This window comes from Stutzerimonas azotifigens (genome assembly GCF_013522725.1).
Classification (GTDB): Bacteria; Pseudomonadota; Gammaproteobacteria; order Pseudomonadales; family Pseudomonadaceae; genus Stutzerimonas; species Stutzerimonas azotifigens_A.
Map to the genome: position 1 here is coordinate 48625 of NZ_JAAMRF010000001.1, position 20889 is coordinate 69513.

Below are 20889 nucleotides of genomic sequence, written 5' to 3' on the forward strand. Positions count from 1 at the left end.
AGAGTCGTAGCACCTCTAGGGTTAAGGAGAGTGTCGTGGCGACGCTCATTACGTTCAGGAAATCGCTGGATTCGGTCTTGGTCATAGGCTGTGCGGCCGTTGCCATTGCCTTCTTTTATGGAAGTTCATCGTCTAGTGCCCCTGTCGCTGCGACAGCGCCGGCGGTGCCTGTCAGGGTCGGCACCGTTGAGCAACGTCCGGTACCGGTGCTCCTCCGTGCCCTAGGCAACGTGCGTTCCCAGCGCAGCGTTGAGATCCGCACGCAGGTCGACGGTGTGCTGGTCGAGTTGTCGGTCAAGGAAGGCCAGCTTGTCAGGCGTGGAGACCTACTCGCTCGTATCGATGATCGCTCGATAGTGGCTGCGGTAGAGCAGGCCAAAGCACAGGCAGCCGTGACAGAGGCCCAGTTGGTGTCCGCCCGGCTGGATCTGCGCCGTTATCAATCGTTGGCCAAGACCCACGCCATTTCTACCCAGACGCTGGACCAGCAACGTGCATTAGTGGCCCAGCTGGAGGCTACTCTGCGCACACATCAGGCCAGCGTGGCGGCTAGTCAGGTACAGCTCTCACATACCCAAATCCGTGCGCCGAGCGATGGTCGGGTAGGGATTCACAACGTCCATGAAGGTAATTTTCTAAGGGCCAGCGATGCACAGGGGCTGTTCTCCTTGGTGCAGCTGGACCCGATCAGTGTCGAGGTGTCGTTACCTCAGGGGCTGTTGCCGCAATTGCAGGCGCTGCAGCCAGGCAGCGAGAGCGATCCGGTGACGCTGCAGGCGTACTCGCGCGATGGCGGTTTACTGCTCGGCGAAGGGCTTCTAGGGCTGATCGACAATCGAGTGTCGACTCAGACAGGAACCATCAGAATCAAGGGCGACTTCGCCAACCCAGACGGGCGCCTATGGCCGGATCAGTCAGTAACGGTGAGCCTTCCGGTGCAGACCTTACCCGACGCGTTGGTGGTGCCGCAGCGGGCGCTGCGCCAGGGCGTCAATCAGGTTTTGGTCTGGCGTGTCGTGGACGGCAGCGCCGCGCCGCAAGCGGTACAAGTGCTTCATAGGGATAATGAGATTGCCGTTGTCAGTGGCCTGGCCGCTGGAGACATCGTGGTGGTCGACGGGCATTCGCGGCTGCGGCCGGGTTCGGTCGTCCGTACTCTCGATGACGCCCAGGAGCCGGAACCCGCGATGGCCGCCCGGAGGGAATTCTGATGGCCGCGCGCAGCCTCAGCCTCTACGCCTGGTTCATGGATCACCCGGTCGGCACGATTTTGCTGACCGTCGCCCTGGTGCTGCTAGGCGCGCTGGCATTCCCGCGCTTATCAATCGCGCCGTTACCCGAGGCGGATTTTCCGACTCTACAGATAACCGCCAGCCTGCCTGGAGCCAGTGCCGAGACCATGGCTTCGTCGGTGGCAACACCCCTGGAGGTTCAACTCAGCACAATATCGGGCATCACCGAGATGACCTCGTCCAGCTCCCTGGGCATGGTCACGCTCAACCTGCAGTTCAATCTGGAAAAAGACATCGACAGCGCCGCCCAAGAAGTCCAGGCCGCGATCAATACCGCCTCGGCGCGGTTGCCTGAGGACATGCCAAGCCTGCCGACGTGGCGCAAGGTGAATCCGGCCGACAGCCCGATCCTGATCTTGCGTGTCAACTCCGACCACCTGTCCTTGATCGAGCTTAGCGACCACGCTGAAACCGTCTTGGCGCGGCAGCTAAGCCAAATCCAAGGCGTAGGCTTGATCGATGTGGTCGGTCAGCACCGGCCGGCCATCCGTATTCAGGCCCAGCCGGAGGTTCTTGCCGGCGCCGGGGTGACACTGGGCGATATACGTGAAGCTGTGCAGCGCTCCAGCGTCAACCTGCCGAAGGGGGCGCTGTTTGGCAACAACCGCATCTCCACGCTGGCGGTCAACGACCAGCTATTCGAGGCGCACGAATATGAGGACGTCATCGTCACCTACCGCAATGGGGCTGCGGTACGGATCAAGGACCTGGCGACGGTTCGGGTCGGCGCGGAAAATGACTATACCCAGCACTGGCCAAATGGTCGGCCTGGCGTGGTTTTGGTGATTCGGCGCCAACCAGGTGCCAATATCGTCGCCACTGCCGATCGTATCCAGGCAGCCCTGCCGGCATTGCGCGAAGCGCTGCCGGCGGCAATGGAGGTCGAAGTGCTCAACGATCGTACGCGCACGATTCGTTCCTCGCTGCATGAAGTCATGCTGACGCTAGTCGTTGCCATTGTGCTGGTCATAGGGGTGATGGCGCTGTTCCTGCGGCAGTGGTCGGCGACTGTGATCGTCGCAATCGTGCTGGGGGTTTCGCTGGTAGCGACTTGTGCGGTGATGTATCTGGCCGGCTTCAGCCTGAACAATCTCACCCTGGTCGCTATCGTGATAGCGGTAGGGTTCATCGTTGACGATGCCATTGTGGTGGTCGAGAACATCCACCGGCATCTAGAGGCCGGCGACAATCGCTATGACGCGGCGCTCAAGGGCGTCCAGGAAATCGGCTTCACCGTGATGTCGATCAGTGTGTCGCTGATCGCAGCGTTCATCCCGCTGTTGTTCATGGGCGGTGTGATTGGCCGCCTGTTCCGTGAGTTTGCCCTGACCGCGACGGCTGCGATCCTTATCTCGGTGGTGGTCTGTCTGACCCTGGTGCCGACCCTGGCGGCGCTGTTCATGCGGGCGCCGAAACACCGCCAGTCCAGCGCGACGGATTTGACCGGGCGGCTGATCAGCGGCTATGACCGGGTATTGCGTTGGGCACTGGACCACCAGCGCACCATGCTCGGCATCTTCGGGTTGAGCGTGATGCTGAGCGTGGCGAGTTTCATGATGATTCCCAAGGGTTTCTTCCCGCTGCAGGACACAGCTTTCATCGTCGGCTTCACCCAAGCCGCACCAGACATCTCCTACGACGAGATGGTCGCCAAGCACCAGGAGCTGCAGGAGATCATCAGCCAGGATCCAGCCATCATCAGCTACAACCATGGGGTCGGCGGTGTTGCCAGCGATTCGATAGGTAACGGCCGCATGTGGCTGGTGCTCAGTGACCCTGGGCAGCGTGACGAGAACGTCAGCGAAGTCATCGATCGCCTCCGCCCACAGCTGGCGCAAGTGCCGGGGATTCAAGTCTTTCTGCGTGCGGCCCAGGACATCAACATAGGCGCCGGCGTGCCCCGTGCTCAGTACCAATATGTCCTGCGCGCGCAGAGCACTGCGGAGCTGGGGCAGTGGACTCGGACGTTGACCGAGCGCCTGCGGCAGATGCCCGAGTTCCTGGACGTGTCCCACGACCTGCAACTGGACGCCAATGTCACCCGCCTTACCATCGACCGGGATGAGGCCGCCCGCTACGGTTTTGCCGCCGTTGACGTCGATAACGCCCTGTATGATGCCTTCGGCCAGCGCCAGATCAACGAGTACCAGACCGAGACCAACCAGTATCAGGTTGTGCTCGAGCTGAGCACGGCGCAGCGGGGCAACACCGAGAGCCTGGCCTTCTTTCACCTGCGTTCTCCCACCACGGGTGAGATGGTGCCGCTGCGTACTTTCGCGCGCCTTGAAGATCAAGAAAGCGGCCCTCAGGTAATCTCCCACAACGGCATGCTCCCGGCCGCTAATATCTCGTTCAACCTGCGTGCCGGTGTCGCCTTGGGCGACGCAGTGGCGCAACTCAATGCGCTGCAGCTGGAGATCGGCATGCCGGCTTCGGTGACCGGCACCTTTCAGGGCGCCGCAGAAGCGTTTCAGGCTTCGCTGGCAAGTCAGCCGCTGCTGATCCTCACTGCATTGCTGGCGGTTTACATCATCCTTGGCGTGCTCTACGAGAGCTTCGTCCATCCCCTGACCATCTTGTCGACGCTGCCGTCGGCCGGCGTTGGCGCCATTCTGTTGCTGTGGGCTTGGCAACTGGATTTCTCGATCATGGCGCTGATCGGGCTGATTCTGCTGATCGGCATCGTCAAGAAGAACGGCATCCTGCTGATCGACTTCGCTCTGCATGCCCAGCGGGTAGGCGGGTTGTCACCACGCGAGGCGATCCACCAGGCCTGTCTGACGCGCTTCCGTCCGATCATGATGACTACCCTGGCCGCGCTGCTCGGGGCGGTGCCGCTAATGCTGGCATTCGGGACAGGGGCGGAGCTGCGTGAGCCGCTGGGCGTGGCGATCGTCGGCGGGCTGATGCTCAGTCAGGTGCTGACGTTGCTCACCACCCCGGTGGTGTACCTGGCACTGGATCGCTTGTCCCGGCGCGGTCGCACACCGGCCCCTGCTCAACCGGCAGGAGAGATGGCATGAACGCGCGAGCATTGCTGGTGCTGGTCGCCATGCTCGGCCTGGCTGGATGCGCGGGCCAGGCGGGCAGGGACGAACCGCTCGCGGAGCCAGCATCCTCTCTGCCGTCAGCGCTGGCTGCTCTGTCTCCGCGCTGGTGGGAGAGCTTCGAGGATCTGGCGCTCGAGCGTCTCATTCGCCTGGCGCTGCGCGACAACCTCGATCTGTTGAGCGCAAATGAGCGGGTACGCGAACAACGTGCGCAACGACGTCTGGCTGCGGCTGCTTTTGGTCCTGATATCGCCATAAGCGGTCAATACGGGCGTGCTCGCAACGCGCAGGACGGCCGAACGAGCGACCATTTCCATGGATTGGATCTGACCTGGGAGCTGGATGTATCCGGTCGTTTGCGTGCCCTGCGCAATGCCAGCGACGCCGAGCTACGTGCCTCGTGGGAGGATTACCGGAGCTTGCGCATCGGATTGATGGCGGAGGTCGCCAGCACCTACCTGAATTATCGCCTGGCGCAACAGCAGCTGGCGATTGCCACCCGCACCGGCGAGACGCAGCGTGAAATCGCCCGAGTGACTCGTGAAAGGTTTTCCCAGGGGACCGTGAGCCGCCTGGATCTCGAGCGCATCGAAGCCCAGGTGCAGATCACCGAGGCGGAAATTCCCGTTGCTCGTCAGCAACAAGTCGATGCGCGCTACGCGCTGGCCTATCTGCTGGCCACCGAATACCAACAGGTCGACGCGATTCTTGCGGATGGGGCAGAAACGACGAGCCTGCCGAGTGAGGACGCGCTGGCGGCATTGCTCGAAGTGCCGGTGGAGATCCTGCGTGAACGCCCCGATGTACGCGCAGCCAGTGAGCGTCTCACTGCGGCAGGAGCAGGGCTGGCTGCCAGCCGGGCCGCGCGCTATCCGCAATTGACGCTGGGTGCCTTGGGCGGATTCGAACGTGGCACCAGCGTCCCCGCCTGGTCGCTGACCGCAGGGCTGCTGCAGCCGCTGTTCGACTTCGGCCGCATTCGCGCTGGCATCGAGGCCAGCAATGCACGCCAGGCCCAAGCGCTGCTGGCCTACGAAGCGTCGCTGCGCCATGCAATGCGGGAAACCCAGAGCGCCATTCATGCCTACGGTCAGGGCTGGCAACGCCAGCAGCGCCTCGATCTGGCTGCTAGTTCCGCCACACGTGCAGTCGCGCTGGCGCGTAATCAATACCAGATCGGCACTGTGTCGCTGCTGGAGGTGCTGGATGCCGAACGCAGCTTGTTTGATATCCAGCGCAATCAGGTGCAGGCGAGTACCGACATATCGCTGCGTTGGGTCGAGCTGCACCGGACGATCGGCGTCGCGCCCGTCCTTCCTGCCACGCCGCTTGCCTTGAGCGGTAACTGACCCATGCGTCGAGATCGCTATTCACTGCTCCGGAGCGGTTACGACTCGGAGTTACAACCAGACCGCCCAGGCAGCGGCATCAATATCGAGGAGATGCTATGCGTGTTCATAACCTGTCGATCGTAAGCATGTTGACAATCAACGCTCTGAGCGCTTCACCCTTGCTCGCTGATGAGCAGGCTGAAGTCCCTGCCTACCGATATGGGACGCAGCTGGATGTCGCCAGGGTCATCCGCATCGAAGAGCCGGCCCCGCTGACCTGCGAGATCGTGCGAGCAAAGATGACCTTCGTGAACACCCAGGGGGTAACCGAGCGGATCAGCTTTTTGAAGCAAGCCGAGGCGTGCTCGCGCGAATGAACCTAAGACAGCTACCACCGGTGTTTCAAGACGGAGCTCCGGTATGCCTATCCGAGAACCGGACGTTCGTCTCGGCGCACCGGATTCGGAGGCGTCAGGGACTGAGGCCCCGTGGGCTGGGTATGCGCATGGCGCCCTGTTAGCGGCAATGACTGCGTGTGCTCCTCCGAGCTTGTTTTGCAGATACCAGTTCCATAGCCGGCCGTGCCGGTACACATCGATAGAGAGCACAACCATGTGGCATAGCACCGCAATACCGGCAATTGACGTTGCCAGTGGCATGACCCGAATCTTGAAGCTGGCTCGGACCTTAACTGCTGGCATCGCGTTGCTCAGTGCAGCGAGTATCCACGCCGCCGACCGTGTTGCAGCGAAACCAGATTGGTCGACCGATGACATGCCTTCGCAGCACGGCCGCATCGCCCTGGTAACCGGCGGCACCAGCGGCATGGGCTATGAGGACGCACTAGCGCTGGCGCGCGCCGGTGCCGAGGTGGTCATCGCTGCACGCAACCCAGAGCGTGGTGCCGAGGCCGTTGCGCGTATACACAAAGCCGTGCCCGCGGCCAAGGTGCAATTCGAGCCGGTTGATCTGGCCGATTTGTCGTCCGTACGCGGCCTGGCTGAGCGGCTTAACCGGAGACTGCCGCGCCTTGATGTGCTGATCAACAATGCTTCGATTATGTCGCCTCCTGAGCGAGGTACATCGTCCGAGGGCTTCGAGCTGCAGTTGGCAACCAACTACCTGGGGCATTTTGCGTTGACCGGCTTGCTGGTGCCCTTGTTGCGGGAGAGTGAGGATGCCCGCGTCGTAAGCGTCTCGAGTATTGCCGCGGCGCGCGGGGTTATGAATTTCGATGACCTGCAGAGCGAGCAGGCGTACAACCCGTTCGGCGCGTACGCCCAATCAAAACTTGCCATCCTGCATTGGGCGTTTGCGTTGCAAGAACGCAGCGATGCAGCAGGCTGGGGGATTCGCAGCATCGCCGCACATCCCGGCGTAGCCGTAACCGAGCTGATCGCGCGCGGTCCCGGTCTTGACAGCGAGTTCGGAAAGCGATGGGCACTGGATCGAGACAAATACCATTCTGCCGCGCAAGGGGCTTTGTCCACGCTCTACGCTGCGACTGCTCCAGAGGCTATGGGCGGCGCCTATTATGGCCCGACTGGCGAGGAGCAGAAGCGCGGACCGTTGGGCTTTGCCGATACGCCTCCCGCCGCAACCAACGAGGCAGATGCCGAACGGCTTTGGGGCCTCTCTGAGCAGCTCACCGGTGTGAGATATCCCTGATGCCCCTGGCGGCGCGGGAGTCATGTCCGCGCCTGGCTTTTGGGCGGTTACCGTCTACTTGGAGCTTCCATGAGCATCCTTTCTTATTCGCACCGGTGGGGCAAGATCCTCAACGCCCGTAATAATGAACTGCGCCCGGCGCTATTCGGGTTCCTGCTGTTCCTCTGTCTCTTTGCTGGCTACTTCATGCTGCGGCCGATACGCGAATCAATGGGCATCGCGGCGGGGGTCGAGAATCTGCAATGGCTGTTCACTCTTACCTTCCTGGCCATGCTGGTGGCCGTTCCGCTGTTCGCCTGGCTGAGTTCACGGGTACCGCGCTTGCGCTTCATCGACTGGGTGTACGGCTTCTTCGGAATCAATCTGCTGGCATTTGTTGAGCTGTTCCAGTTCATGCCAGATAGCACGTGGCTTGCCCGCGTCTTCTACGTTTGGATATCGGTCTACAACCTGTTCGTCGTATCCGTGGCATGGAGCCTGATGGCGGACGTGTTTGACAGCGAGCAAGCCAAACGGCTTTTTGCCTTTATCGCGGCGGGCGCCAGCGTTGGCGGCTTGCTCGGGCCGGCCCTGAGTGCGGTGTTGATCGGCTCAATTGGTGCGCCGGGGCTGATGTTGCTGGCCGCCTTGTTGCTAGGTGTCACGCTGGTATTGAAACGAGCATTGATGCGCTGGCGCCAAGAGGGCGGGGCGGGCCGCCCCGGCTCGGCTCCGACGGAAAGCCCCCGGCGCCCACTGCCTGGGAATCCCTTCAGCGGCATGACTGCGGTACTCAGATCTCCATACCTATTAGGAATCGCCGGATTCGTGGTGCTACTTGCAACGGTCACCACCTTTCTCTACTTCGAACAAGCTCGTCTGGTGGCTGAGCACTTTCCTGACCGCGAGGCGCAGGTCCGCGTTTTCGGCACCATCGATTTCGTCGTGCAGGCGGGTGCGCTGGTATCGCAGCTGTTCATTACTGGAAGAATCGCGCCGAAGGTAGGGGTGCGAGGATTGTTGGCGATGGTGCCTTTACTCCTGTGCATTGGCTTTGTCGGCCTTGCGCTGGCGCCCGGGTTCGCTCTGCTCGCGACGTTGATGATCGTGCGGCGCATCGGCGAGTACGCGTTCGTTCGGCCGGGAAGGGAAATGCTGTTTGCACCGCTGGACGCTGAGAGTAAGTACAAGGCCAAGAACTTCATCGACACAGTAGTGTATCGCGGCGGTGATGCAGTCAGCGGCTGGGCTAAAAGCCTGCTGGATATGCTAGCGCAGGGCGCCGGGCTGTCCGCGCTTGTCGGAGCATGCTGTGCATTGTCGTGGGCATATCTGGGATGGCAGCTCGGGCTGAGAGTCGATAATCGGCAGGAGCAATCAGGGGCAGGCAATGCCGCCGAAACATAGGCGATCTCCAGATACGCTCGGATTGCTGCGCCAGTGCAATGTTGTGAGGCGCTCGATTCGCGTATCGCGCGGTGGTCGGTGGTCGTATCGTGTGGCCCTTGTGCCTGATATGGAATGGCGCACTATGCCAGTACACGGTCTCGCTATTCCGAAGACCAAATTCAAAGAGGCACATCCCCCAAAGGGCGGTGATGAACTTGGTATGGCCTAGTGGTTTCTGCCAAACCTGACTGTCTTCAGCGTGTGTTAGGAAACGAGGTTCGCCGCTCACTTGGTTGGTCCCAACGAAATAAGTCACGTGACTGTGTTAACGGTGCAACGGTTCGTCGCTGGATGGAAGTACGAGCCCATAACTTTCTGCGCTCCGAGGGGTAATTTCCGAAAAACCTATCACCCGTGGTAGTCCCGGAGTTTGGACAGGAGATACAGTAATGAGGAGGTTTTTACGCGAAGTAGGTCTCGCGCGGCTAGATGACCGCTGGCAGCGCTTTAGAGCCCGCTGGAGTCAGCCCTGTCGGGTGATTGCAAAATTTCTAAAAATCCTACCACTGCTTTCGCTACTGGCCGCTCCTGCTTTTACAAGTGCAGAAGTGCTGACTTTCAAAGTCGATAACGATGCCTTTCCAAGCGGGGACGACGACCACTACACAAATGGCATAGAAGCGTCTTGGACCTTTGAACCTGATCGTGAACATTGGACACAAGCTCTAGCAAGCGCCGTACCTGGCTGGAAACCAGAAGACCTTAGTGGTTATGTCAGTTATAGATTCGGCCACCAGATGTTCACACCGGAGGATATTGAGCAAGCCGGGCTTCAGGTTGATGATCGCCCCTATGCGGGCTTGATTTTTGGAGGGATTACCCTGTATGCGGAGGAACAGCTGGTTGGTTACCGGACGACTAGTACGTTTACGCTCGACCTCGGCTTGGTAGGACCGGCCACCGGCGGAGAAAGGCTCCAGCGAGGCGTTCATGAATTAATTGACAGCCCTATCCCACAAGGTTGGAGCCACCAGTTGAGCAACGAGCCATTTGCGAATCTAGGCTACACAAGGCGCTGGTGGCATCAAAAGCAATTTCGCGGCATGGAGTTGGAGTTTGGGCCGAGTTACGGAGGCGCCGTCGGCAATTTATATACCTATCTCTCAACGGGTGCTGGCATGCGGTTAGGTCATAATCTTCCACAAAGTCTCGATCACGCTTCGATTGGTCCGCCCTCTGGGGGAGCCCCATTATTCCAGGCGAGTGACGGTTTCAGCTGGGTTGCCTATGGCAATATAGAGGGGCGGTATATGGCGCATAACATGCTTTTGGATGGCAACACTTTCCGAGATAGCCACTCAGTGGATCGTAAAGATTTGGTGGCAGATGTGCAGGTGGGTCTAGCTCTTTTGTGGGGTCGTTGGCAACTTACGCTTTCGAATGTGTGGCAAACCCGGGAGTTCCAAGAGCAAACTAACCATGGCCGGTTCGGGTCTTTGTCTATTTCAACTCAGTACTAGCTGCGGATGCGACCAGAGCGAAAATCGCTTTGCCTTATCATATGTCGATAACTATCGTTTTCCTGCAAATCTGAGCATTGCGTGATTGGTGCGTTACCAGGAAGCGGATGAGCTTGCCAATGATCGCCTGGTCCAGGATTTCTCATCCATGGATTTGCCAACCTAATGAACCCTCCGATCGTTATGGCTCTCGGTGAGAGAAAGAGCCGTGGGGGTTGGCGTGTCCGCAATCATGACGGTCACGCCTGATCCAGCTGGGGATAGCGTCGGGGTTGGCCATAACAGGCCGTGGCTTGACGCCTCTCTGCAATTGCCCGTCATTGGCGACGAAAGATCATCCCGCCATGGTGGAGCGTGTTCCGGTCAACGAACTCGCCATCGGCAGTAAAGCCCGTGTCGTCCCAATAGTCGATGTGGTTGCCACTGACTTCGTAGCGACCCTGGTAGGCGCTCTTTCGGGCGCCACGTGCCTCGTCATAGCGACCATTGGGCAGGAGTTCGTGACGGATCTGGCCGTCATCGGTGACCCACATGCCGACATAGGGGTGCTGCGCCATGCTGTTCTCCGTTGAGTGTTGTCTGGAGTCGCCGGGGGTGCCGGCTTGACTCGATCCGAGCACCACCGGTGAGTTCAACAGATAAAGAGAGCCGAATATCAGGCCGCTCATGATGGCGGATCGGTAAATCATGTCGTTCTCCAATTCGCTGGTTCGGTTGGGAGGGCTTCGCCTGCCCTGGCTGCGAGGCGACACCCGGCTCGGTTGTTCACTCTCCCGTTGGTGCAGGAATGCGCCGCAATACGTCGTCGTAGGGTTCGAGATCGAGAAAGGCGGTTACCTCGACGGCCTTGCCGTCGCGCATGTGAAAGATCCAGGCATAGCTGTTGTTGTAGGGTTGCCCGTCCCGCGCGATGCCGGCGCCGTCCCATTGGATGACGACATGATCGCCATCGGCCCACACCTGTTTGCTGACCGGCCTTACGGGGGTCGATAACCGCGACACGAAGGGTCGAACGGCCTGTTCGACAAAGGGTTCGACACCTCGAAATACTCCCGCACTGGGGCCCGAGCCCTTGATCGTCCAGGTGGCGTCCGGCGCCAGCACGTCGGTGAAAAACGTGGTCCCGCCGGCAGCCCAACGATCGAATGCCTCGGTGACGATCTGTTTGTTGCGTGCCTCGACATCGTTTTGTGAAGCCGCGCTGGCCATGTGTGGCAACAGCGCGCCGCCGAGCGCCAGCATGGCTGCCAGGCTGGCTGAACGGAGAGTACGAAAGGTCGATGTGTACATGCTGGAAGTCCTCTTGGTATCGGGGGCGTTCGGTGGTTAGCCGGGAATAAGCGAATCGATTTCGTCCTGATCGACGCGCCTCGTGGAGTTGTGCTCGCGAACGATCTTCCAGCCCTGTGCCGTGCACTGCCACACCAGGGAGGAACGGGTTCTGATGCCGGTGATGGCCCTGTCTGCGGCTTCGAGGCGCGCGGCGAACTCCAGGGTGGAAGTCGCGAGGTCGCTGCCGGCGATGACGTCCGGCCCGTCCATGACGCGATGTCGGGCGGACCTCATGGCCGTGAAGGGCGCTGTCCAGAAAGTGCCGTATTCGGACGCACTGCGTGCTACGCGGTGCTGGGGTTCGAAATCGTCGTAGAGCACCACGTTCGGCCCCGTGAAGTCATAGAACTTGCCGAGCTTGGCGCGGAAATCGAACGGCCCGTCACCGGGATGCTTCTCCCAGCCGACCAGAATCCACTCGCTGTGCAGATCGCCGATCTGGCCTGGACCGGCCGTTGGGCATGACGACGCGCCTGCCGCCGTCGCGGTGTTCATCAGGGTGTTCGAGACGATGAGCGACAGGCCGGCCAGTATGCCGCGCATGCCGGATCGTCCGGAGCGGCGGTAGTGGTTGGAGGCTGGGAAAGCGGGCATGATGGGTTCCTCACAACGTTGCTATCAGATGCTGTGGGAATAAGTCTGCCTACGAGTGAGCACCCGCCCGTAGTCGGATTGTCCTCGGTCCTTGCTCGATCATCTAAGCGGTCGGCGCCGAATCGTTTACGTACCGACCTCGGAGGAGGGGCATGGACCCGCTGGAAAAGCTCGTCGACCTCATCAAACGTCACGTCCAGACGGATGGCCTGCATCGCACGCCGCTTCCGGGTGTAAGCCTGGCGCGATCAGGCCAGCCGACGATTCCGATGCCCGTCGTCTACGAGCCAACTCTTTGCCTCGTCGTCCAAGGAGGCAAGCGCGTCATGCTGGGCACCACGGCCTATGTCTATGACGCGGCTACCTACCTGGTGGCGTCGGTGGATCTGCCGGTAATGGGGTCGGTCATCGAGGCCAGTCGGGACGCGCCCTATCTGTGCCTGGTGCTGGATCTGGACATGACCGTGCTGAGCGACCTCGCTCTGCGCTACCCCTGCCAGTCGAGCGATGACAACGTCCCGTCTGCAGGCATCGCGCTCAACGAGACGAGTCCCGAATTGCTGGATGCCGCGGTTCGGCTTGTCGGGTTGCTCGACACGCCAGGCGACATCGAGGCGCTGGCGCCGCTGGTGGTTCGCGAAATGCTTTACAGGCTGCTGACCGGGAGCGGCAACGGCATCATCCGGCAGATGGCCCAAGCCGACAGCCGCCTGAACCAGATCGCCAAGGCCATTTCCTGGCTGCGGAGTCATTACACCGAACCCTGCCGCATCGACAGCATGGCCGATATCGCCGGCATGAGCCGCTCCACCTTCCATGCGCATTTCAAGGCGATCACGGCCATGAGCCCGCTGGAGTTCCGGACTGAATTGCGGCTGCAGGAAGCGCGACGGCTCATGGCCACCGAGGCGGTGGACGCGGCGAGCGCTGGGTATCGGGTGGGCTACGAAAGCCCATCGCAATTCAGCCGAGCTTACGCGCGCATGTTCGGCCTACCGCCCGCCAAAGATGCCCGCCGGCTCCGCCGCGTAGCCGAGGTGTCCATGGGTGAGTCGGAGCTCGTTTAAGTCACCCGACTCGTGACCTGCGCAAGGCCCGACTACCTGCGCACCGCCCCGGCCATCGACAGCCCGGCGGCGCTGCGCGACCACGCCTGCATCACGCTCGCCTCCCAAGGTCGGCACTGGTACTACCGCCACGACGGCAAGGAACTCGCCGAACCTATTGCGCCGCGGCTGATGTGCAACCAGATCCGCGCCGCCAGCCTGGCCTGCGTGCAAGGCCTGGGCGTTACGCGCCTGATGCACTATCAGGTGGCGGACGAACTGGCCGATGGGCGGCTGGTCAGGATACTCAGGGAGTTCGAGCCGGGGGACCTGCCGATCCAGCTGGTCTATCCGCATTCGTTGCAGCTTTCGCCGCGGGTGAGGGCGTTCGTGGAGTGGGCGGGGCCGCGGTTGGAGAGGAGGTGCCGGATCCTGATGGTGACTAGTGCCTGTTTCGGCCGATTGCAGACGGTGACGCCTGCGGTCAAAAGGCACGTTCTCCGGCCGAGCTGGCAACTGATAGGAGTAAGCTGCGATACACCTCAGTTGATCGGCCATCTACATCCGTTCGAACATGGAGCCTGCGTTGGTAGTCCGATGCGGAACATGGCTGACAACAACAAGCTGATCAAGGGAGCACCTGATGTTGGCGGCGCGGGAAGATGAAGCCCTCGAGGAGCAGCTGGATCCGAAGCGCAGCCCGTTCGTGACAGCGGTGGCATTCATGCTGGCGGCGGCGATTCTGATTCCTCTACTGAACGCGGAAGTTAAGTACCTCGGCCTGTTCTACCCGGTCATTCAGTTGCTCTGGTGCCGCTACTTCGGCCATGTGGTGTTCATGCTTGTGGTATTCGCGCCGCGCAAAGGGAAGGCGCTGTTTCGCTCTCGGCGCCCCTGGTTGCAAATCGTGCGGTCGTTGCTGTTCTGCCTCACCTCCTTCCTGATGTTCTGTGCGCTGCAGTACGTGCCGGTGGGGACCGCGGCGGCGGTGAGTTTCACGGCGCCTATGGTGGTCCTAGTACTGTCACCCATCATGCTGGGCGAGACGGTAGGCCTGCTGAAGACAGTCGCGGCAATCAGTGGGTTCGCTGGGGCGCTGTTCGTCATCCAGCCGGGTGGCGATGCCTTTCATCCTGCCGTGTTACTGGTGCTCCTGAGTGCTTGCACCTCAGCGCTTACGCAGATCTTGTCGCGCAAGCTCGCCAGTCACGACACGCCGGAAACGTCCAACACGTACATGGCCGCCGCCGGGTTCGTGTTGACGAGCCTGATGCTGCCATTCTTCTGGCAGTCGCCGGACAGCCTGGTACATGTTGGGTTGCTGGTCAGCATGGGGATCCTCGGTGGTTGCGGGCACTACTGCCTGGTGCGTGCCTTCGAGGTGGCCCCTGCACCGTTCGTCGCACCGTTCACTTACCTGCAAATCGTCGGCGCGAGCCTGCTGGGCTACCTGCTTTTTTCCGAGCTGCCGAATCTGTGGAGCTGCATCGGCACCTTCATCATCGTACTGAGCGGATTGGTTGTCTTGCTAGGCGAGCAATACCTGGAGTCGCGGCGTCCGAGGACGTCGACCAGATCGTCAGGCTGAGACGCCTGGGTACTCAACCGGTTCACGTGTGTTGGTGACGAACCGGCCCGTTTCGCCCAGATGTCAGTGCTGTTCCCAAGGCGGTTCGACTAGGCGTTGCTGCAGAAAGTCGCACAGGGCCGCGACCTTGCGTGAGGCTCGGCTGGAGCGCGGGTACATGGCGTAGATGGAGTAGGGCTTGGGGCGTGCGTGGGGCAACACCTCGATCAGCGAGCCGGCTTTGAGATGGTGGTGGACGAGAAAGCTGGGTAGCAGTGCCAGGCCCAGGCCAGCCAGCACCACTTCGCGCATCACTTCGCCGTTGTTGCTGGAGAAGCGCCCCCGTGGGGCTACATTCGCCAGTTCGCCCTGCTCGTCGGTGTTCTCGAATGACCAGAACTGTCGGGAAGAAACGTTGCTGTAACCGATGCACTCGTGCCCGCGTAGCGCCTCGATATTTTCGGGGGCTCCGCGCTGTTGTAGATAGTCGGGGCTGGCGCAGAGTATCCGTGCACTGCTGGCCAGCTTGCGGGCGATGAGGGCGCTATCGCCAATGCGTGAAATACGCACGCAGAGGTCATAGCCCTCGCGTTCGAAGTCGCTGATCCGGTCTTCCAAGTGTAGGCTGATTTCCAGTCGAGGGTGCTGGCGCATGAATTCGGCGATCAATGGCGCCAGCCACAACGTACCGAAACTCATCGGCGCCAGTACGTGTAAACGCCCGCACAGGCCGCTGTCGTTGAAGGCGGCGGCTTCTGCCGCTTCGCCCAGATTGAAGAGCGCTTCCTTGGCCTGGGTGTAGAAGGCCATGCCACTGTCGGTTGGCGCGACCTTGCGTGTCGAGCGGTGCAGCAGCTTGGCGCCCAGGCGTTGCTCGAGATCGCTCAGGCGCTTGCTCACCACGGATTTCGACAATGCCAGGTCTTCTGCCGCCCGGCTGACCCCGCCCAGTTCCACCACGCGCAGATAGGTTTCGATTTCCTGTAGATCGAGCTTCATGTCTGGCTTCCTGATTCGACGTCATGAGGGTAATGCCTGGACGGATGAGCGTCTGTTCGATTTTATCGAAAAGCTATTTTCCTCCCGCGTGGTCGATTGCCCGGGCTATCGGTAACTACGATGAGGACTCCATCGGGGTGAAGCGGATTCCCGCGCCCCAGGTCCTCACTCGAATAGGAGCTTTTTGCATGGCATTCACATACAAGCGTCTGGACAAGGACGACGCCGTCGTTTTGTTGATCGACCATCAGGCGGGTCTGCTTTCGCTGGTGCGCGACTACTCGCCGGACGAGTTCAAGAACAACGTGCTGGCGCTCGCCGATATCGCCAAGTTCTTCAAGCTGCCTACCATTCTCACCACCAGCTTCGAGGAGGGCCCCAATGGTCCGATGGTTCCTGAGCTCAAGGCGATGTTCCCCGATGCCCCCTATATCGCGCGTCCGGGGCAGATCAACGCCTGGGATAACGAGGATTTCGTCGACGCGATCAAGGCCACCGGGCGCAAGCAATTGATCATCGCCGGGGTGGTGACCGACGTCTGCGTGGCGTTCCCGACGCTCTCGGCGTTGGAGGCGGGTTATGACGTCTTCGTGGTGACGGATGCCTCCGGCACCTTCAACACCGCCGTGCGCGACGCGGCGCTGGCGCGCATGGCCCATGCTGGTGCGCAACTGGTCAACTGGTTCAGCGTCGGTGGCGAATTGCATCGTGACTGGCGTAACGATGTGGAGGGCTTCGGCGGCATCCTGGGCGGCCACTTGCCGGCCTATTCCAACCTGATTCAGAGCTTCAACCAGAAGTAAGGCGGGACAGGTAGAGGCCGCATGCCGCTCATCGAGCGGCATGGGGGTCGTGGCACGTTATTCGACCGATTCGATATACCAAGCCCATCTGCCCAAGACGCTGTTCTCAAACGTATGCAGGAAGACTCCGTAGTCGTTCAAGAAGATGAATCGCTCGGACCATTCCATTTTCCGTGTTTTCATCTTGATGCAGTTGATTGGCTTAGCCGTGCCCTGCAGTCCAGCGTTGTATCGGCTTGCAGGCCCTTCTTCGCCGATCTTGCACGTCACGGTGCTTCCCTGACTCCTGGGCCCTTCCAGGGTGTTTTGGGTACGAGTCAGGGTATAGGCAACTTCGCTATTGGGCGGCAAATCCTGCCAATTGCCGGTAAATCTCACGGCCGTAACAGTGCTGAGTTCGACTTCTTTTCCGGTCTTTCGATCGATGGAAGTCCGAGCCAGTTCGAACAGCCCTCTGAAAGTTAAGCGAACCTGCGGATCAGTGATGTTCTCTGTGGGTTGCACCAGTACCTGGCCGGACGCTTCATCGACACTGATAAGGTCTGTTTTCGCTCTGCCATCGAACCGCGCACCGTTGAATAACGCAGCGTCGTATCGATAGTTGACCTTCTTCAAGTTCAGCCTTGGGGCCTGCAGGCCAAGTGTCTCGATGTCGGCGATGACTTGAGGTGAGACCCGAGGGGAGGTGATGAGAATGGGCCGCGAGGTACGCGGTTCGAACGAAGGCAGCGCCGACAAGGCCTCGCCACCTTTGCAGATCGCCTCGTACAACCTCTGGTGGTCGGGAGTCGCCTCCTTGACGGGTTTGAAATCGTCCTCGGGTCTTACCCAGCCATTGAGCACCCTTGATGCGACATCGAGAGTGAAATGGCTCGCGACCTTGAGGGTCTGTTCGTCACAGCTTATCGCCAGGCGCTCTCGCTCCTGGGAGATCAGTTCCCGATTAGCGCCGTTGAGCTGCTGGCGATAATAGTGCTTGCCGGTCCACGCCTTCAGGACTCCGTCTTCGACTCGCACACTCCTGAGGTCGATGAGGAGCCAGTCCTTGCCTTCAGCAGTGTCCAGAACACGCCAGTCAGGAACCGGTCGTTGCTCGCAGACGCTTTTTAACTGGTCGCTCTGTTGCAACTGCTCGAACTGCAGTCTCGGTAGCCTGGTCGAGGTTGGGGAGTGGCTGAACGGCATCATTCCCCTGTCCGTCCGATAGAACATGCTCGCCGAGGTCCCATTACATGCAATCTCGAACCGGGCCAGCACCGGGGCCTCGGGAGAGGTCGCGGCCAGATAGGACACCTTGTCGCCCTCCCGCACGATGGTGTCCGGTCTGACCGGCTGGTTGATCGCTTGGTTAAAGACTGCAAGTCCTGGATGAGGGCCAGACGGAGCGGGGCTCGACAGGCTGCTGCAGGCGGATGACAGGGCGGCGGCGACGAGCGCGACGGGAAGGTGGTAGCGAAGAGAAGGGCGGCTGTTTGAGGTCATTTCGGGCGTCTTGAATAACGAAGGCCTTTCCTTATCGAGAGTCCCACCCGATACCTCAAAGCCGGAATGCAGTCTGTCCGTTGCGTCCGGCGAACCTTGGGCTGCCGGGAGACAGAGGCAAAGAGAGAAGGGGGGGACAACAGAGAAGGGGGCAGATTTATTTACGGGAAAGGGCGTCCGTCTGACCGATAGCGCCATGGGTACGGCCTTTCCTCACGGCCCTTGGCCTTGGAGTGCTTGATCAGCAATACGAATGCCGTGATCACGGCAATGATGAGCGAAAGCTCCATCTCGGCGTCCTTTCCATGCGATGCCGGGCAATGGTACACCGACGATGATGGCGTTGGGCTATCGATCGGTAGGTGAGTTGACTTGGTTCTAGAGCGGGGTTCTCCTGCCCGGAGGGAGACAAAGAAGTCGTTCGGCTAACGAACACACAGGACGAGCGAAAGGGGGCAACGCAATCTGTTCCCCTTTGTAAGTCAAAGTAATTCTGATCCGCTTGCACCAGCTCGTTCGGAAACGCCGGGAGATCAGTCATGTCCGGCTGGCCATGAGCCCGACGAGCCTGCCGCCCGGGCCGTCCGGGCCCGTTGATACTCCACTCAGAGCGTACATCTCATCCTTCGCCAGGCACGGTTAAGGCTCATGGCAGACGCTCTGCCCACCAAGCGCCATCTCTTCCCCCGTCCGCCCCGCAACGCCATACTCGCGCCCGCGAGTAATTCGGTGCGCGGGCGGCAAGCCGTGCGGCGCCGGGGCAACGATCAGTTAGAAACAGGTAGGCATCATGCAGGTAGTAAAGCCAGACACGGGTATGCGAAGTCGGCTGGGACAATTCATCGAACGGCCGGCCGTTCAGCGGACCATTTTGCTGTTGATCGTAATCAATGCGGTCATCCTCGGCATGCAGACCTCCGCTTCGGTGGTCGATCGCTGGGGCGGGATGCTTCATCTGCTCGATACGATCATCCTGGCGGTCTTCGTGGCCGAAATCACTGCGCGCATCTACGTGCATCGGGCTGGGTTCTTCCGCGATCCCTGGAGTCTGTTCGACTTCGCAGTCGTCGCCATCGCCCTGGTGCCCGCCAGTGGCCAGCTCAGCATCTTGCGAGCGCTGCGTGTGCTGCGGGTGATGCGAATGGTGACCATGGTGCCGTCGATGCGCCGCGTGGTCAGTGCGTTGTTGTCCGCGATCCCCGGTCTGGGTTCGATTGCGATGGTGCTGGGGCTGGTGTTTTACGTGTCGGCGGTGATCGCGACCGGGTTGTTCTCGGCCGAATTCCCCGAGTGGTTCGGCACCCTCGGGCGTTCGGTGTACACGCTGTTCCAGGTCATGACGCTGGAAAGCTGGTCGATGGGTATCGTGCGGCCGGTGATGGAGGTCTTCCCCTACGCCTGGGTGTTCTTCATCCCGTTCATCCTGATCGCCACCTTCACCATGCTGAACCTCTTCATCGCGATCATCGTCAATGCCATGCAGACGGTGACCGAGGCAGACCGCGAAGCCACGCAGTCGAGTATCGATGCGGCGCGGGATCACATCGAAACCGATCTGCACGACGAGGTCCGCTCGCTGCGCGGCGAAATCGCCGAACTCAAGGAGCTGTTGCGTCAGGAGTCTCGCCGCTAGGCAAACGCACTCCGTGCGTGGCGGGGCGGAGGACTGGCGCGCTTTGCAGCAGGCCGTGGCCAGGGCGATATGTCGCTTCTGGCCGCTTGCTGCCGGCCAGCTCTAGTCACTAGCCGAAGCTCTTCGCACCGCCAAGCCCTTGCCGCATCCGGCCCGCTCATGAACCCCGCCGATCGAGCACGGGCCCGTGCTCGCCCATCAGCTCGACGATCCAGTCGATGAATACCCGCAGCTTGGCGCTGACGTGCCGGTTCGGCGGGTAGGCCACGTACATGGGCATCGGGTCCAGTTGCCAGTCTTCGAACAGCGGCACCAGTTCGCCCCGAGCCAGTTGCTCTCGGGCCATGTAGTCCGGCAGCCAGAGGATGCCGAGGCCGGCGAGACCCGCGGCGAGGTAGGCGTTTCCGTCGTCGACGGCGAGTACGTAGCGGCCCAGCACTTCGACGCGTTCGTCCTGGCCATGCATAGCGTAGGGGAAGACCTTGCCGGAGCGCGCCCAGAGGAAGCCGACGATGCGGTGGTGGGTGTCTTCCAGCTCGCGCGGATGCCGGGGCGTGCCGGCGCGCTCCAGGTAGCTCGGCGCGGCGTAGACGCCCAGGCGCAGGTCGCCGACGTGGCGGGCCACCAGCGACTGGTCGGTGATTTCCCCGCCGCGCACCACGCAGTCGACGTTCTCGCCGATCAGGTCGACCCGGCGGTCGCTCACGCCCATGTCGAGCTGGATGTCGGGGTAGCGGGCGTGGAAGGCCGGCAGCGCCGGCACCAGGATCATGCGCGCGAACGGGCTGGGCACGTCCACCCGCAGCCGGCCCCTGGGCGCGGCGGACGCGCTGGACAGGCTGGTCTCGGCATCGTCCATGTCGGCCAGCAGGCGCACCACGCGTTCGTAGTAGGCGGCGCCGTCGGCGGTGACGTTGACCTTGCGCGTGGTGCGGTTGAGCAGGCGGACACGCAGGCGTGCTTCCAGCTGCTGGATCAGCTGGGTGACGCTGGTCTTGCTCATGTGCAGGGTCTCGGCCGCCTTGGTGAAGCTGCCGGTTTCCACCACACGGGCGAAGGCCTGCATCGCATCGAAACGGTCCATCGCGGCTCCTGTCGGGCTGATTGTTTGGGATTTGCAAACAGTGCTGGTTGAGCTTGCGAGTTTATCCAGTGGGGCGGTGGGCCTACAGTCCTTCCATCGTCAACTCACGGGCCGCACGGC

At 61.1% G+C, this 20889-nt stretch carries 17 protein-coding genes and 1 pseudogene; 12 read left to right on the forward strand and 6 right to left on the reverse strand.

From position 1 onward, the window contains the following. Positions 1-35 precede the first annotated feature (35 nt). The 7 genes from G7026_RS00225 (at position 36) to G7026_RS00255 (ending at position 10229) form a co-directional block, all read left to right on the forward strand. Positions 36-1211 (forward strand): efflux RND transporter periplasmic adaptor subunit, encoded by a 1176-nt coding sequence (locus G7026_RS00225; RefSeq protein ID WP_308811731.1) that lies wholly within the window; start codon positions 36-38, stop codon positions 1209-1211. Continuing rightward, positions 1211-4315 carry an efflux RND transporter permease subunit gene (locus G7026_RS00230; protein WP_181068576.1) on the forward strand — a complete coding sequence of 1035 codons (3105 nt, stop codon included), beginning with the start codon at positions 1211-1213 and terminating at the stop codon, positions 4313-4315. Before G7026_RS00225 ends, G7026_RS00230 begins: the two co-directional genes overlap by 1 nt. Beyond that, positions 4312-5691: an efflux transporter outer membrane subunit gene (locus G7026_RS00235; RefSeq protein ID WP_181068577.1), complete on the forward strand. Its 1380-nt coding sequence runs from the start codon at positions 4312-4314 to the stop codon at positions 5689-5691. The genes G7026_RS00230 and G7026_RS00235 overlap by 4 nt, the downstream gene beginning before the upstream one ends. Before the next feature lie 98 nt (positions 5692-5789). Beyond that, on the forward strand, positions 5790-6050 hold the full coding sequence (locus G7026_RS00240; protein ID WP_181068579.1) for a DUF2790 domain-containing protein: 261 nt from the start codon (positions 5790-5792) through the stop codon (positions 6048-6050). 235 nt (positions 6051-6285) lie between these two features. Beyond that, positions 6286-7341 carry an SDR family oxidoreductase gene (locus tag G7026_RS00245; RefSeq protein WP_181068581.1) on the forward strand — a complete coding sequence of 352 codons (1056 nt, stop codon included), beginning with the start codon at positions 6286-6288 and terminating at the stop codon, positions 7339-7341. Between the two features lie 69 nt (positions 7342-7410). Beyond that, positions 7411-8727 (forward strand): NTP/NDP exchange transporter, encoded by a 1317-nt coding sequence (locus tag G7026_RS00250; protein WP_181068583.1) that lies wholly within the window; start codon positions 7411-7413, stop codon positions 8725-8727. A gap of 431 nt (positions 8728-9158) precedes the next feature. Beyond that, complete coding sequence (locus tag G7026_RS00255) at positions 9159-10229, forward strand: lipid A deacylase LpxR family protein (protein WP_181068584.1); 1071 nt, start codon at positions 9159-9161, stop codon at positions 10227-10229. Positions 10230-10546: 317 nt separating this feature from the next. Here the strand turns inward: G7026_RS00255 and G7026_RS00260 are convergent, their stop codons facing one another. The 3 genes from G7026_RS00260 to G7026_RS00270 form a co-directional block, all read right to left on the reverse strand. Then, on the reverse strand, positions 10547-10786 hold the full coding sequence (locus G7026_RS00260) for an Atu4866 domain-containing protein (RefSeq protein WP_181069185.1): 240 nt from the start codon (positions 10784-10786) through the stop codon (positions 10547-10549). A 208-nt stretch (positions 10787-10994) separates the two neighbouring features. Beyond that, positions 10995-11519, reverse strand: a complete 525-nt coding sequence (locus G7026_RS00265; protein ID WP_181068586.1) for a nuclear transport factor 2 family protein — start codon at positions 11517-11519, stop codon at positions 10995-10997. A 36-nt stretch (positions 11520-11555) separates the two neighbouring features. Then, positions 11556-12155 carry a hypothetical protein gene (locus G7026_RS00270; protein ID WP_219858250.1) on the reverse strand — a complete coding sequence of 200 codons (600 nt, stop codon included), beginning with the start codon at positions 12153-12155 and terminating at the stop codon, positions 11556-11558. A gap of 152 nt (positions 12156-12307) precedes the next feature. On the opposite strand from G7026_RS00270, the gene G7026_RS00275 reads away from it, so the two are divergent. The 3 genes and pseudogenes from G7026_RS00275 to G7026_RS00285 all read left to right on the forward strand — a co-directional run bounded on the left by G7026_RS00275 (position 12308) and on the right by G7026_RS00285 (position 14789). Then, the gene (locus G7026_RS00275; protein ID WP_181068588.1) at positions 12308-13222 is read left to right on the forward strand and encodes an AraC family transcriptional regulator; all 915 of its coding nucleotides are present in this window, start codon (positions 12308-12310) and stop codon (positions 13220-13222) included. 3 nt (positions 13223-13225) lie between these two features. Further along, a pseudogene (locus G7026_RS00280) lies at positions 13226-13621 on the forward strand (LysR substrate-binding domain-containing protein); the annotation flags it as partial. 223 nt (positions 13622-13844) lie between these two features. After that, complete coding sequence (locus tag G7026_RS00285; protein WP_181068589.1) at positions 13845-14789, forward strand: DMT family transporter; 945 nt, start codon at positions 13845-13847, stop codon at positions 14787-14789. Positions 14790-14852: 63 nt separating this feature from the next. On the opposite strand, the gene G7026_RS00290 is transcribed toward G7026_RS00285, so the two are convergent. Continuing rightward, positions 14853-15767: a LysR family transcriptional regulator gene (locus G7026_RS00290; protein ID WP_181068591.1), complete on the reverse strand. Its 915-nt coding sequence runs from the start codon at positions 15765-15767 to the stop codon at positions 14853-14855. Between the two features lie 188 nt (positions 15768-15955). Here G7026_RS00290 and ycaC point away from each other — a divergent pair, with 188 nt between their 5' ends. Then, the gene (gene ycaC, locus G7026_RS00295) at positions 15956-16570 is read left to right on the forward strand and encodes an isochorismate family cysteine hydrolase YcaC (RefSeq protein WP_181068592.1); all 615 of its coding nucleotides are present in this window, start codon (positions 15956-15958) and stop codon (positions 16568-16570) included. A 57-nt stretch (positions 16571-16627) separates the two neighbouring features. Here the strand turns inward: ycaC and G7026_RS00300 are convergent, their stop codons facing one another. Beyond that, positions 16628-18052, reverse strand: a complete 1425-nt coding sequence (locus G7026_RS00300) for a hypothetical protein (protein WP_181068594.1) — start codon at positions 18050-18052, stop codon at positions 16628-16630. Between the two features lie 790 nt (positions 18053-18842). On the opposite strand from G7026_RS00300, the gene G7026_RS00305 reads away from it, so the two are divergent. Continuing rightward, positions 18843-19685: an ion transporter gene (locus tag G7026_RS00305; protein WP_181068596.1), complete on the forward strand. Its 843-nt coding sequence runs from the start codon at positions 18843-18845 to the stop codon at positions 19683-19685. A gap of 157 nt (positions 19686-19842) precedes the next feature. Here G7026_RS00305 and G7026_RS00310 read toward each other — a convergent pair whose 3' ends face one another. Next, on the reverse strand, positions 19843-20769 hold the full coding sequence (locus tag G7026_RS00310; protein ID WP_181068597.1) for a LysR family transcriptional regulator: 927 nt from the start codon (positions 20767-20769) through the stop codon (positions 19843-19845). Positions 20770-20889 lie beyond the last annotated feature (120 nt).

Excerpts from the sequence above, each read along its gene's own strand:
- G7026_RS00260 (WP_181069185.1), bottom strand. The coding sequence starts at position 10,786 with ATGGCGCAGCACCCCTATGTCGGCATGTGGGTCACCGATGACGGCCAG.
- G7026_RS00240 (WP_181068579.1), top strand. The coding sequence starts at position 5,790 with ATGCGTGTTCATAACCTGTCGATCGTAAGCATGTTGACAATCAACGCT.
- G7026_RS00250 (WP_181068583.1), top strand. The coding sequence starts at position 7,411 with ATGAGCATCCTTTCTTATTCGCACCGGTGGGGCAAGATCCTCAACGCC.
- G7026_RS00245 (WP_181068581.1), top strand. The coding sequence starts at position 6,286 with ATGTGGCATAGCACCGCAATACCGGCAATTGACGTTGCCAGTGGCATG.
- G7026_RS00290 (WP_181068591.1), bottom strand. The coding sequence starts at position 15,767 with ATGAAGCTCGATCTACAGGAAATCGAAACCTATCTGCGCGTGGTGGAA.
- G7026_RS00275 (WP_181068588.1), top strand. The coding sequence starts at position 12,308 with ATGGACCCGCTGGAAAAGCTCGTCGACCTCATCAAACGTCACGTCCAG.
- G7026_RS00265 (WP_181068586.1), bottom strand. The coding sequence starts at position 11,519 with ATGTACACATCGACCTTTCGTACTCTCCGTTCAGCCAGCCTGGCAGCC.
- G7026_RS00310 (WP_181068597.1), bottom strand. The coding sequence starts at position 20,769 with ATGGACCGTTTCGATGCGATGCAGGCCTTCGCCCGTGTGGTGGAAACC.
- G7026_RS00235 (WP_181068577.1), top strand. The coding sequence starts at position 4,312 with ATGAACGCGCGAGCATTGCTGGTGCTGGTCGCCATGCTCGGCCTGGCT.
- G7026_RS00300 (WP_181068594.1), bottom strand. The coding sequence starts at position 18,052 with ATGACCTCAAACAGCCGCCCTTCTCTTCGCTACCACCTTCCCGTCGCG.
- ycaC (WP_181068592.1), top strand. The coding sequence starts at position 15,956 with ATGGCATTCACATACAAGCGTCTGGACAAGGACGACGCCGTCGTTTTG.
- G7026_RS00230 (WP_181068576.1), top strand. The coding sequence starts at position 1,211 with ATGGCCGCGCGCAGCCTCAGCCTCTACGCCTGGTTCATGGATCACCCG.
- G7026_RS00255 (WP_181068584.1), top strand. The coding sequence starts at position 9,159 with ATGAGGAGGTTTTTACGCGAAGTAGGTCTCGCGCGGCTAGATGACCGC.
- G7026_RS00305 (WP_181068596.1), top strand. The coding sequence starts at position 18,843 with ATGCAGGTAGTAAAGCCAGACACGGGTATGCGAAGTCGGCTGGGACAA.
- G7026_RS00270 (WP_219858250.1), bottom strand. The coding sequence starts at position 12,155 with ATGCCCGCTTTCCCAGCCTCCAACCACTACCGCCGCTCCGGACGATCC.
- G7026_RS00285 (WP_181068589.1), top strand. The coding sequence starts at position 13,845 with ATGTTGGCGGCGCGGGAAGATGAAGCCCTCGAGGAGCAGCTGGATCCG.